This is a genomic window from Algibacter pacificus (assembly GCF_008033385.1).
Taxonomy (GTDB): Bacteria; Bacteroidota; Bacteroidia; order Flavobacteriales; family Flavobacteriaceae; genus Algibacter; species Algibacter pacificus.
Genome location: NZ_VOGY01000005.1, coordinates 163,538 through 176,954 on the forward strand (window position 1 = coordinate 163,538; position 13,417 = coordinate 176,954).

Below are 13,417 nucleotides of genomic sequence, written 5' to 3' on the forward strand. Positions count from 1 at the left end.
GAATTCACAGGAATTGTAAATTAGAAAAGGTTTTAACCAAAAGGAGGTGCTTATTTAGATTCTAAATCCGACTTTAAAATCCAATTACTATGCTTAAAAGTCTGCCATTCTACACTTGCTAAATCTACTTTCGGATTTATAAATTGTTTAAACGGTCTGCCATTTACACTCACTTTAGAATGTACATAAACTGCAATATCTTGTCCGTTTGCTTTGTATTCTTTTTTTAATCGTTGCGCAAATTGCCACATCATATCGGGTTTTGTACTTGCCGAACGTTTTTGTTTCGTTGTTAAATAATCATTCAATTTAACAATAAATCGTTTACCTGTTTTTTTGTTTTCAATAGCAAAAGAGGTGCTTCCACTTTTTATTCTTAGCATCATGCGCCACGATAACCGATGGGCTTCTTCGGTCCAAAGTACATTATCTTCAATAAAATAATGTCTCAGCGGTAAGCCTATTTGGATTATAAAATAGATTGAAAATAAAATGATTAATGGGTTTTTATGCTTCGGAAGATTTACGGATTCTTCATAATAAAAAGGCTTTTGTTTTAAAAACAGATTCCGAATGGTTTTAGCTTCAAAAAAGAAAAGTGAAAAGGCTAATGATAAAAAAGGAAAAATTCCAATTTGAAAAACAATGGCATTAAATAGATGAAAAAACACAGAAATGAAAAACATGTATTTCCGAGTGGGTTTAAAAAGTAGCAATGGAATAATTAATCCGTCGAATAAAATTCCGCCATAAGCTAAAACATAATGCACAGCTTTTTGCTGAAGTATTTCGCCAACCAAGGGGTAGTTTTGTTTATTTCGCATTAAAAGTTCAATAACCGTGGTATCGAGCCAATCCGGGTATAATTTTGCAACCGATGCATACGTGTAAACAATAAATAATTGCAAAACAAACACCCATTTACACCACTGTGGCATATAGAGTTTTTTAAGGTTTGCATTTTGGTTTGCATCTATAGAAGCATAACGGTTTGCCGGCATAAAAACCATAATACTACTAAGCAGCATAAGTAGATAATAATGGTTGTTATACGACGATTTTTGCATGAAATAGGTTGCCGCCCACATTAATGTAAATGCTATAATGCTAAACCTATATTTGTAACCAAGCATAACACAAAAGGCAAAAGCGCCCATAATGGCGTAATAAAAATACATGCCGTTTCCGGGAAGGGGTTGCAGCCATTCGAAACCAATAAATGAAAACGTGAATTTAGGTTCTACTAAAGTCTTGGAAACCCAACCCGTAAAAATAGCGCCTACCGATTCTAAAAAACAGAGTAAACCAAAAATAATTCGGAATACAATGAGTGCCGAATTATCAATAGATTTGAATAGAAACTTATTAATCATGTTGTTTTGCGATATAATCTTGTGTGAAGATTTTATCTTTTGCAAGTTGGGCTTTTAAAGCGTCTACCGATTCAAATTTTTCCTCATCACGAATACGTTCTAATAAATTTATTTGAAGGGTTTCTTCATAAAGATCGTTGTCAAAATTCAGAAAATGCACTTCAATAGTTTGCTTGTTTCCGTTAACGGTTGGGTTCATGCCAATATTCATCATGCCGAAAACCAATTGGCCGTTAATGTTTGCATTTACAATATAAGCGCCTTGTTTTGGAATGAGTTTGTAATCTTCTTTAATGTTAATATTTGCCGTTGGGTAATCAAGCTGTTTGCCCAAGCCTTTTCCTTTTACTACGGTTCCGTTTAGCATAAAAGGATAGCCTAAAAAGCTATTCGCTTTGGCTATATCCCCAGCTAATAAAGCAGCTCTAATTTTGGTAGAACTCACGGCAACATCGTTAATATCTTGAGCCGAAATTTCTTCAACTTCAAAACCAAATTGTTCCCCGAATTTTTTTAAATCGTTAATATCGGCATTTCTATTGCGTCCAAAGCGATGGTCGTAACCAATAATAACTTTTTTTGCATGCAGTTTATCTACTAATATTTGTTTTACAAAATCTTCTGCCGAAAGCCGTGAAAATGCCGTGGTAAATTTTTTAACTAGTAAATAATCTAAACCTAAAGCTTCTAAAATATCATGACGTTCGTCTATAGTATTAATGAGCTTTATGTTCGAATCTTTTTGCAAAACCATACGTGGATGTGGAAAAAAAGTGAGTACCACAGATTTTAAATCCTGTAAATTACCGGCATTAATTAATCGCTTAATTATTTTTTGATGCCCAATGTGTACGCCATCAAAGGTGCCAATGGTTACAATGGTGTCCTGGTTTTCTATCGTGTTTGCAGAATTACTTAATTTCAACGTATCAATTTTGCACAAATTTAATTATTAACTCTGTATTAAACCATGAATAAAACCGACTATTTTAAAAAGCTGAAAATAATTGCAATAAATGTATAATTTTTAAAATGATAGAGCGTTTTTTTGTTATTCATAAATTAACAACCTATTTTTATTGTTTATGCCCTTTTTTAAAAATATTAGAATGAAGCGACTATACTTTAAAACCACTTATTTTTTATTTCTCGTTTTTTTATTCTCTATTTTTGGTTATAGCCAGAACGGAAAAGCTTTATGGACAAAGACTTCCCAAAGTCGGGCTGCTAAACTTAAAATTTCAGAAAATATAACCGTCCCTGAAAAAGCTATAAATTATACGTTGAATGTTGAAGGGTTGAAGGATTATTTAAAAGATGCTCCAAAGCGTGATAGTGAATCGGCGGTTGAGGTTGTTTTAAGCTTCCCTACAGCTAACGGAGATTTTGAGCAATTTGAAATAGAAGAAGCTTCTGTATTACACCCCGATCTTCAAGCTGAAATGCCTAATTCTCGAAGTTATATAGGGAAAAGTATCGAACATCCAGGACATACCATTCGGTTTAGTGTCACACCACAAGGTTTACACACTATGTTGATGTCTTCCGAAGCTAGTACGCAATTTATAGATCCTATAAATTATGGTGAAAGCGATTATGTAGTTTACAATAAAAGTGATTTGCCAGCACAAGACGCCCCTTTTTCTTGTGGTTTTAAAAATATAGAAGTTTCAAAAAAAACGGAAGATAATAAAGAAGTTGCCGCTGTTTTAAATGATGGGTTTTTAAGAACTTACCGATTAGCCATTGCGAGTACTATAGAATATTCTGAATTTCATTGGAAAGCGGCCGGATTAACAGCCAGTAGTTCTGTTGATGATAAAAAAAATGCTGTAATGAATGCCATGATTGTTACTATGACTCGAGTAAATGCGCTTTATGAGCGAGAATTATCTATTAGTATGCAGTTTGTGGCCGATAATAAAGATGTTATTTTTATTGATACCGATACCTTTTCTAATGATGATGCCGATGCATTAATATACCAAAGTCAAATGGAAATAGATGCTATTATTGGTGAAGGAAATTATGATGTTGGCCATACCTTTAGTACGGGAGCTGGAGGTTTGGCAGAGTTAGGGTCTGTATGTGTTTCGGGTAAAAAAGCGCAGGGTGTTACCGGTTCAGATTCTCCTGTTGGGGATGCTTATGATATTGATTATGTAGCTCACGAATTAGGCCATCAGTTTGGAGCGCTACACACCTTTAATAGTGTTGAAGATAATTGTGGAGGTGGTAATAGAACAACTGAAAGTGCATACGAGCCAGGAAGTGGAACCACAATAATGGCTTATGCTGGAATTTGTAGTCCAGATAATGTGCAAGCTAATAGTGATGATTATTTTCACCAAAATAGCTTGCAACTTATTTGGAATCATATTAGCGACTCTAGAACCTCTTGTGCTATTGAAAGGCCTAGTGGCAATGCAGAACCTGTAGCACTTGTTGAAGAAAAAACTTATGTAATTCCTATCTCTACACCATACAAATTATTGGGATCATCTACTGATGCCGACGGGACGGATTCGCATACTTATACTTGGGAGCAGTATGATTTAGGAAGTTCTGGTTTGCCATTGGAAACCAATAGCACTGGACCTCTTGTGCGTTCCTATCAAGGCACCTCCAACCCTATACGGTATGTTCCGGCGTTGGAAGATTTAATTTATTCTAATGGATCTACCGATTGGGAAAAATTAGCTTCAGTAAGTCGGGATATAAATTTTAAACTCACAGTAAGAGATAATGCGGAATATGGCAGAACATCGTCGGCAGGTATAACGTTTGCCACTACCGATGTCGCAGGCCCTTTTGTGGTAACCTCGCAAAACGAACCTGGATTAAGTTGGGCTGGTGGTAGCTTACAAACTATAACTTGGGATGTAGCAGGAACTAACGCTAACGGAATCAATACAGATAAAGTAAATATTTTATTATCTACCGATGGCGGATTAACTTACCCTACAACCTTAGCTTCTAACGTCGATAATAATGGTTCTTTAAATATTACAGCGCCTATTTTACAAGCTGCAAATTGCAGAATTATGGTTGAAGCCGTTGGGAATATATTTTTTGCTATAAATAAAGAAGATTTTGCAATTGGTTATACCGTTACAAAAACGTGTGATGAATATTCTACCTCACCAAATATAGATATCCCCGATAATACAAATATCTACGAAGTAAGCAGTATTGAAGTCGGTGAATCTGCAATCGTTACAGATATTAATGTTGGCGTTAATATTACGCATACCTATAAAGGAGATATGCAACTTGTTTTGGTAGGCCCCAATAATGAGGAGGTTAATTTAATATCTTCTTTTTTCTGTAAAACAGGGAATTTATTTGTAACGTTTGATGATAGTGCTACCGCATTCGATTGTAATAATACCGAAACTAATGAAACGTATCAACCTGAAAATAAATTGTCTGTTTTTAATGGTGAAAATGCTAAAGGCACTTGGCGTTTAAAGTATGTAGATTTAGGAGCTGGTGATACCGGAACATTAAACTCTTGGTTTATTGAAATTTGTGAAACGAGTTTAGAACCATTAGAAGTAGTTACTGTTGGTCTTGAAGATTTAAAGGTGTTCCCAAATCCTAATACAGGTGAATTTAATTTGAATTTTTCTCCCGTATCTGATAATGTGCATGTTGAGGTATTTGATGTACGAGGCCGTCGTGTTTACACCGAAAATTTTATAAATGAAGAATTAATTAATGAAACTATTAATTTACATCAAGTACAATCTGGAATGTATGTTTTAAAAGTTAGCGATGGCTCTTTGCAAATTGCTAAAAAAATTATTGTTAAATAAGTATATTTCGATAAAAAAATGGAGTGATGTATGAAATCTATTGTTTTTAGTATTTCGGTAGCCTTTATTTCGTGGACAATTGGATTGATTTTAAATGCGGCAATTCAAAACAAGTCTTTTTACCATTATTTAGAGAACTTTAATTTTATAAAGCGAGATAAGTGGAATAAAATTATTGGACTTGGGTACTTTAAGTGGATTGTAAAAAACACCTTTTTTAAATTTTTTAATCAGAAAATAAAATTGAAAGAGAAGAACGCCGATTTAAATACGATACGACGTGAGATGACTATTGCGGAAATAGGGCATTTAATTGGGTTTGTGTTTATGACAATTGTTGCGCTTTATAAAGGGGTTTTGGGGAGTTATTCTTTAGCGTTCACCATCATGATTTTTAATGTTTTTATGAATTTATATCCTTCATTACTGCAACAGGAAAACAAACGTAGAATGGATCGTTTGATTAGAAAAAAGAGTAAAACTAGCGATTGTTAGCATCGAAAAAATGTTAGTTTTTCTGCTACTAACGCTAGTATTTTTTACTGTGTTAAGACGGCCAGTTATTTGCCATTAAACGTATTCATGGTGTTGGTTACACCAGCTAAACCGAAAGATTTAACAAGTTCTATGGATTTTGATAAGCGTTCTGGTAGAATTTTGTTTTCTTCATCGCACCACTCGCCAAGGACATAGTCTATTTGTTTGCCTTTACTAAAGGTGTCACTAATGCCGAAACGGAAACGGTTATATTTTGTAGTGTTTAGAGTGGCTTGAATGTCTTTTAATCCGTTGTGGCCACCATCGCTTCCTTTGGTTTTTACACGAATGCTTCCGAAAGGTAAATTAAGATCATCTGTAATAACTAGTAAATTTTCTAATGGAATTTTTTCTTTGGTCAGCCAGTATTGTACGGCTTTACCGCTTAAATTCATATACGTGCTTGGCTTTAGTAAAATAAAGGTGCGTCCTTTTAATTTATAGGTGGCTATGTCGCCAAGTTTTTGGGTTTCGAAGGTTAGATTCTCTTCGCTTGCCAGATGGTCTAAAACTTTAAAACCTATGTTATGACGTGTGTTTGCGTATTTTTCGCCTATGTTACCTAAGCCGACGATTAAAAATTTTTTCATTTTTGATATTACTTTCACTTAAGGTGCAAATATACTATTTCCTTTTGGTTGATTACAAGTGTTGGCAGATTTGCGTTAGGGATTGAGGCTTTGTTGAAGCTCTTTTTGTGTTGGATGTATTATAGTTGAAAAGGACTGAATGTAGAGCTTGCCAAAATATAATGAGATGGTTGAAATACTTGGTGCACAAAAAAGCGACTGCCGAAAGCCCGACCATAACCTTGCCCTTAAAGCAAGGTTGTGGTAACGCCCTAATTATTTATTTAGAAAACTCAGTGAAATATTTATAAAATAGCGGAATGGTTTCTATGCCTTTTAGGTAGTTCCATACGCCAAAATGTTCGTTTGGTGAGTGGATGGCATCGCTGTTTAAACCGAAGCCCATAAGGATGGTTTTGCTTTGTAATTCTTGCTCGAACAGGGCTACAATGGGGATACTTCCGCCGCTACGTTGTGGTATTGGAGCTTTGTCAAAGGTGTCGCTGTAAGCATGGCTTGCGGCTTTGTAGCCTATGCTGTTTATTGGGGTTACGTAACCTTGGCCGCCGTGGTGTGGGGTTACTTGTACGGTTACGCCTTTAGGGGCGATGCTTTCGAAATGGGTTTTAAAAAGTTGTGTTATAGTTTCCCAATCTTGGTTTGGTACTAAACGCATAGAGATTTTAGCGTAGGCTTTGCTGGCAATTACGGTTTTTGCGCCTTCGCCGGTGTAGCCGCCCCAAATGCCGTTTACATCGAGTGTTGGACGAATGGCATTGCGTTCGTTTGTGGTGTATCCGGTTTCGCCGTAAACATCGTTAATGTTTAAGGCTTTTTTATAGTGTTCTAAACTGAAAGGTGCTTTTGCCATTTGTGCACGTTCTTCGGCTGAAAGTTCTTCGACGTTATCATAAAAACCAGGAATGGTAATACGATTGTTTTCGTCGTGAAGTGAGGCTATCATTTTACTTAAAATGTTTATTGGGTTGGCTACTGCGCCGCCGTAAAGACCCGAGTGTAAATCTCGATTTGGACCAGTAACTTCTACTTCTACGTAACTTAAGCCTCGTAAACCGGTGGTTATGGATGGCACATCATTCGCAATCATGCCGGTGTCGGAAATTAAAATGACGTCGTTTTTAAGTTTGTCGTGGTTGTTTTTCACAAAAGTAGCTAGGTTAGCGCTGCCCACTTCTTCTTCGCCTTCTATCATGAATTTTACGTTGCATGGCAGTTGGTTGGTAGAAGTCATAAACTCCATGGCTTTTACGTGCATGTACATTTGGCCTTTGTCATCGCAGGCACCGCGGGCGAAAATGGCACCGTCGGGATGTGTTTCGGTTGTTTTTATTACGGGTTCGAATGGTGGGGAGTCCCAAAGGTTAATTGGATCTGGCGGTTGCACATCGTAATGGCCATAAACTAATATGGTTGGTAGATTTTTATCTATTGTTTTTTGTCCGTACACAATAGGATGGCCGTCGGTTTGGCAAATTTCTACGGTGTCGCATCCTGCTTGTTCTAATCTGGTTTTTACAGCTTCGGCGGTTTTTAAAACATCAGTTTTATAAGCGGAGTCTGCACTTATGGACGGCATTTTAAGGAGTTCGATAAGTTCGTTTAGGAATCTATCTTTATGTTCGGCGATGTAATTTTGAATACTTTTCATGGGGTAAATGTTGTTATTTCATCAAAAGTATAAAAAAAAGAATGTTTTTTTTGGTAAAGCAGTTTGCAATTTAAAAATCTTGTTTATATTTGCAGTCCTTTAGCGGGCGTGGTGGAATTGGTAGACACGCTAGACTTAGGAATTAGGCAAGAAAAAGTTATTAAAATATTAAAATGCGGGAGTGGTGGAATTGGTAGACACGCCAGACTTAGGATCTGGTGCCGCGAGGTGTGAGAGTTCGAGTCTCTTCTCCCGCACATTTTAAACTGCGTTATCGTAGACAAAAGCTTCTCAATTTTGAGGAGCTTTTTTTGTTCAGGTACAACATAGGTACAACATTTTGTTTTTTTTCTTTCTTTAAATAGTTTTTGATATGTTTTGATTTCATTTAGTGTCATGTAAAAAACTTTATCCTTGTTTACTGAAACGGTATCAATTCTTTTTTAACTTTAGTCAAAAATTTAATTCTTTTTCATTTGCAATTTCTACAAGACTTATTAGATAATAGAGAGCCTGCCAATCGATGGCAAGATTATAGAACCTTTTGTGACGAAATTAAAAATGTTGACATTGATATTTATATTAAGGCACTACCAGAATTGCTTGAAAATTTAAAAAGTAACTATCCTACAAGAAATCTTCAAGTAGCCATAACTCGCGAAGCAAAAGAGGACGCTTCTTTTGGAAAAGAAATTTATTTAAAGACACTTGAAACGAATAATCCTGATTCGTATTTTACATTAATGGATATTCTATCTGGATTATATCATTCAGACCAAAAGTTTGTAATAGATGAAATTAAACGCCTAATCAAAGATGATAACATAAGCTTCAATGAAATAGGAATAAAATCTATCGTTAAAATTGATTTAATTGCGAAAACAACACCAAAAACATTTGTAAGCTGGATTGAGAAACAATTCAGTAGTATTATTAATAATGAAAGTTTAGAGAAGCTATGGCCATCAATTTTCTTTACCATTAGAAATAAAAGAAATGAATTAAAAAATGCAGATAAAATTATAGATAAGCTATCAATTATTGCCACTATTGAAATTCAATTAGAGCTTATTTACTTCTTGGATTACAATATCGATTTAGATAACGAAATACACCTATTCAAAAAATATCTTCCATTATTGCTTCACATTGATATAGAACATGCTGGAGCATATAGTCAATTGGCATATCGATTAGAAAATGTAGCCAAAACCAATTTAAGTTTAGTGGTTGATTTTATTACTGATTGGGTAGCCATGAGTGCTGATAATGCTAGAAAGATTGAATATTTCAGTCATTTGCTAAATACACTTTGTGATGATTTTTATACTGACTTTCAAAAGCTATACACCAACTGGTTAAATAATGACAATCCCAATTTTCATATTGCTATTTTTAAAATGAATAGCGTTAGATATATGAGAAATTTATCTGGATTAACGGTTTCTGAAGATGTAATAAAAGACTTTTCAGATTATGATATTGAATTTATCACGTATAAAATACTCGCTTTCGTTTATGATAAGGACACCTCAATTTCCTTGGTGTATTCTATATTGGAACAAAAAGCAGATAACAAAGAAGTCGTTCCGTTTTTAGCTGATTTGTTTATCAACCATATCATCTTTAATTATTATTCTGCGATAGAGTTTTTAAACTTAAAAAAGAAGACTGCAAGTAGAAAGCTCAAAAAAATAATTAACGATATTGTAAAAGAAGGCGAATATAAATATAAGGCATATTCAAATTTAGAAAACTTAAAAGAGTTTGCACCTTCAGAACGAAGACTTATTTACTATAATAAAATCGAAGGTAAAAAATTCAGTAAATCATTTAAAGAAAGTGAAACAGAAAGCCCTTCCTTTTTTAAATCTCTTAAAACAATTAATTATAGAGCAGGTAAATCTATATTCTCAAAATACGAAGGCGAATACACGGAAAAGATGATACCAGCACTTATATCTCATTCTGGCGAAATGCCAAGAGGCGAATTTATTGACCCAATAGGTCAAGCACAAGAAAGATTGTATTGGCAAAATTTTAAAAGAAGACAATGAGATTTTTATTAAGCGAATACATAAATCTTTTAAAAGAGGATAAAGAGCTTGATACTTTACTGACTGATTTGTTAGTTGGAATGAAATTCACAACCATTTCAAAACCAATGAAAGGTCGTCAATTTGGTGTGGATATTTCTGCTGTTGGTATAGATCCAGAAGATGGTATTAAAAAAGTGTTTTTGTTAGCTGTGAAACAAGGCAATCTAACAAGAACAACTTGGGATGGAAATATAAATGCAATTCGCTCTACTTTAAACCAAATAAAGGATACTTATATACCTATTTCTTTAACAACAAATCTCAAAAAACTTCCTATAAAAATAATTGTTAGTACAAATGGAGTAAGAAATCAAAATGTACTTAGCGATTGGACACAATATGTCGAACAAAACACAACAGATACTATTGAGTACGATTTTTGGGGAACAGGCGAAATAAGTGCTATGCTTGACGACTATTTGGCAAATGAAAAATTATTTCCGCAGGAGTACCAATCGCTGTTAAGAAAGTCCTTAGTATTTCTAGAATTACCAGATTATGATTTACAACATTTCTATGCGCTTATTCAGCAAATTTTAGAGAAGCAACCCAAGCAGAAAAGGCAAATCTTAAAAAAGTTGAGGCTGGTAAGATTGTGTTTAAATATCATTTATAAATGGTCTCAGGAAAATAATAACTTAAAGCCTTCTATTTTTGCAAGTGAACGTTGTTTACTTTTATTTTGGCATTTTATACAAGAAGGTAATCATTTAGAGAAAAGCTATGTCAGGGAAGAATTTTACAAAATTCACTCATTAAAAAGAACAATAGGTGTCAATTATTTCAATAAAGTAGTTGAACACTATAAAGTTGAACACAGCATATACAAGTACAGTAGAAATAGTTTAGAATATAGCTTGAATGTTTGGGAGGAAATAGGAATAATAGCAATCATAGGCTTAACCGAAATACAAGAGTTTAGAATCCATTATCGAGAAGGAAATGAAGAACAAGCACAAACCTATTATCAAAGCGCACTTTCAATTAGTAATGGATTATGTCTGTTTATTCAGAACAATCCACCTTCAAAATATCCAGAATACGATGTCCATAGTATTGAAATTGCATTAGCACTTAATCTAATGAATTTTACAAGAAACTTCGACCCAGCCAAAAAATGGATTTCTGAAATGACTTTAGGTTTTAACAATAATTATAAGCTTAATAAGTTTTTTCCTTTGTTTAGAAAAAGTTATGAAAAGCTGGTAGATATTCACAATGGCGAAGAAGAATGTGATGTCCAATCATCTATGATAATTCCTATTTTGGCTGAATATGCTTTAGTATTTAATGATGAAGATTTATACAAGTTCGTAAGGAAGATTTCTACGGAACTTTTTACAGACTTAAATTTACAGATTTGGTTTCCGCTTAAAGAAATGGAAAATAAAATTTGTATTCAAGATTATAGTCATGGCGAAGGCACAACAAAACATTCAGTAACGCTTTATGAGGATGTTGAAACTTATAAAAAAGAAGTTTTAGAAGAGATTAAACTTTTTGGATTAGAAAAAGATTTTAAAATCTTTAAGCACATTTTCGATAGTGTCGCTCATGTTGCCAGTAGGCACTATAAGAGCCAACCATTTCCTTCAACTTGGCGTGTTTTTATGAAGCAAGAAGTCTCAACAAAATAATAGAATAATGTCAAATCCAATAAAACAACATTATATACCACGTTCATATTTAAAGAACTTTGCAGTTGAAGGAAGAAAAAGAAATCACTTTGTGGATGTTTACAAAATGGATAATGATATGCTATTAGAGCAAATTAGTACTAAAGATATTTGTTTTGAAAAGAATATTTATACAATACCAGCTGAATCAGATGAAATAAAATATGCCTTAGAAAAACACTATGCTGAAAATGTTGATAGTGAGTTTCCAAAAGTATATAAGTTACTTATTGACGAAAAACTGCTTACGGTTACGCAAGAGCAAAAAATCCAAATACTTTATGTATGTCTATCATTATATTTCCGCACACCAAGGATTTTAAATCATCAAAAAAGTTTTAATAACCAAATATTTGATACTGCTTCACATACAGTAAATAAAGAAGGTATTATTAAAATGAATTTGTATGGAGAAAAAATGGAATTTCATATTGATGATATTGAGGTAGTTAAAAAAGAATATAATGAACGTGCAAGAACAGTTTTTTTAGTAAATCATTTAGAACAATGGGGGAATTTTGTACAGTTCAAATATGATTGTACAATAAATGTGATTAAAATTAATGACACCAATGCACCAATAATAACGTGTGATAACCCCGTTTCAATAAGACATTTTGAAACAAATAAATTTCAAGGTTTATATGATCCTAAAGCAGTTATTACATTACCCTTGGATCGTTCACATTATTTAGAGATACATCCTAATGACTATGCAGATGGTCAAACACGAATTAATAGACTTACTCAAGATAGAGACTATGTATTTACAACAAATGGAGTTACCCAACAGAATGCTGAAAACTTATTAGTAGCATACAAAGGAGATATTGATAAACATTTTGATATTCAAAACCATTATGAAAATCCAGAAAATGGAGAAGAATTTTTAAAAAAAGCTCAATATAGAGTAGAACAAGCTCTTGTTTTATTTGATATTCTAAAGAAAAAGGGATTTGATTCAAAAGAGTTTATAGGTAAACTTAAAGAACTTTTAGAGCATCCATATTGTAAAGATGATATACAAATGTTGAAATATAAAAAAGTACTTTCTAAAATGGAAAAATGGTAACAACGCGTAAACTCTAAACCTCTAAACTTCTGTTAAACAAAACAAGGTGTTGTTAAAATTTCGTAACTTTGCAATCAGTATGAAACAAATATTCCATCAAATAATGTCTTTGGCAATGGCTTTTGTAGTGTTATTCTCTACAATGTCATTTACGCTTAATATGCATTATTGTGGAGATACTTTGGTTAAAACTGCTATGTTCAATAAAGCGGAAGGATGCGGAATGGAAATGGAAAAACCTTCAACTGAGGGTTGTTCTATTATAAAAAAGAACTGTTGTAATGATGAACAATTGGTAGTAGATGGTCAAGACGAACTGCAATTACAAGTTGACAAAATTTCTTTTGAGCAACAAGTATTCATTGCTTCATTTGTTTACACTTATATTAACCTTTTTGAAGGTTTAGATAATAATGTATCTTCTTACGAAGCATACGAACCACCACTCGTCATAAAGGAAATCTTCAAGATTGACGAGACTTATTTAATTTGATTTTTAAACAATAGACTGTTTTATCCTATGACTGTATGATGTCATAAGGATAATTTGCTGTATTCGGTGTTTTCCTAACGCCAATGTCTAACTGTTTAATAATCAAAGCTA

10 protein-coding genes and 1 tRNA gene are annotated in these 13,417 nt (G+C 33.6%); 7 read left to right on the forward strand and 4 right to left on the reverse strand.

The window, feature by feature from the left end; all coding sequences use genetic code 11:
- Positions 1-50: 50 nt before the first annotated feature.
- Positions 51-1,373: an HTTM domain-containing protein gene (locus tag FQU21_RS09505; RefSeq protein ID WP_147677765.1), complete on the reverse strand. Its 1,323-nt coding sequence runs from the start codon at positions 1,371-1,373 to the stop codon at positions 51-53.
- Complete coding sequence (locus tag FQU21_RS09510; RefSeq protein WP_147677766.1) at positions 1,366-2,298, reverse strand: bifunctional riboflavin kinase/FAD synthetase; 933 nt, start codon at positions 2,296-2,298, stop codon at positions 1,366-1,368. Before FQU21_RS09510 ends, FQU21_RS09505 begins: the two co-directional genes overlap by 8 nt.
- A 184-nt stretch (positions 2,299-2,482) precedes the next feature.
- Here FQU21_RS09510 and FQU21_RS09515 point away from each other — a divergent pair, with 184 nt between their 5' ends.
- Together FQU21_RS09515 and FQU21_RS09520 are read left to right on the forward strand one after the other, a co-directional pair.
- Positions 2,483-5,191: a T9SS type A sorting domain-containing protein gene (locus FQU21_RS09515; RefSeq protein ID WP_187269358.1), complete on the forward strand. Its 2,709-nt coding sequence runs from the start codon at positions 2,483-2,485 to the stop codon at positions 5,189-5,191.
- 30 nt (positions 5,192-5,221) lie between these two features.
- Positions 5,222-5,686, forward strand: coding sequence for a glycosyl-4,4'-diaponeurosporenoate acyltransferase CrtO family protein (locus FQU21_RS09520; RefSeq protein WP_246124815.1), 465 nt, complete (start codon positions 5,222-5,224; stop codon positions 5,684-5,686).
- Positions 5,687-5,751: 65 nt separating this feature from the next.
- Here the strand turns inward: FQU21_RS09520 and pth are convergent, their stop codons facing one another.
- Together pth and FQU21_RS09530 are read right to left on the reverse strand one after the other, a co-directional pair.
- Complete coding sequence (pth, locus tag FQU21_RS09525; protein ID WP_147677768.1) at positions 5,752-6,318, reverse strand: aminoacyl-tRNA hydrolase; 567 nt, start codon at positions 6,316-6,318, stop codon at positions 5,752-5,754.
- Between the two features lie 259 nt (positions 6,319-6,577).
- On the reverse strand, positions 6,578-7,966 hold the full coding sequence (locus FQU21_RS09530) for a dipeptidase (RefSeq protein ID WP_147677769.1): 1,389 nt from the start codon (positions 7,964-7,966) through the stop codon (positions 6,578-6,580).
- Positions 7,967-8,141: 175 nt separating this feature from the next.
- On the opposite strand from FQU21_RS09530, the gene FQU21_RS09535 reads away from it, so the two are divergent.
- The 5 genes from FQU21_RS09535 (at position 8,142) to FQU21_RS09555 (ending at position 13,306) form a co-directional block, all read left to right on the forward strand.
- A tRNA-Leu gene (locus FQU21_RS09535) sits at positions 8,142-8,223 on the forward strand.
- Positions 8,224-8,442: 219 nt separating this feature from the next.
- Positions 8,443-10,023, forward strand: a complete 1,581-nt coding sequence (locus tag FQU21_RS09540) for a hypothetical protein (protein ID WP_147677770.1) — start codon at positions 8,443-8,445, stop codon at positions 10,021-10,023.
- Positions 10,020-11,702, forward strand: coding sequence for a hypothetical protein (locus tag FQU21_RS09545; protein WP_147677771.1), 1,683 nt, complete (start codon positions 10,020-10,022; stop codon positions 11,700-11,702). The genes FQU21_RS09540 and FQU21_RS09545 overlap by 4 nt, the downstream gene beginning before the upstream one ends.
- Positions 11,703-11,709: 7 nt before the next feature.
- The gene (locus FQU21_RS09550; protein WP_147677772.1) at positions 11,710-12,813 is read left to right on the forward strand and encodes a DUF4238 domain-containing protein; all 1,104 of its coding nucleotides are present in this window, start codon (positions 11,710-11,712) and stop codon (positions 12,811-12,813) included.
- A 79-nt stretch (positions 12,814-12,892) separates the two neighbouring features.
- Positions 12,893-13,306, forward strand: coding sequence for an HYC_CC_PP family protein (locus FQU21_RS09555; protein ID WP_147677773.1), 414 nt, complete (start codon positions 12,893-12,895; stop codon positions 13,304-13,306).
- The last annotated feature ends 111 nt before the right edge of the window (positions 13,307-13,417 follow it).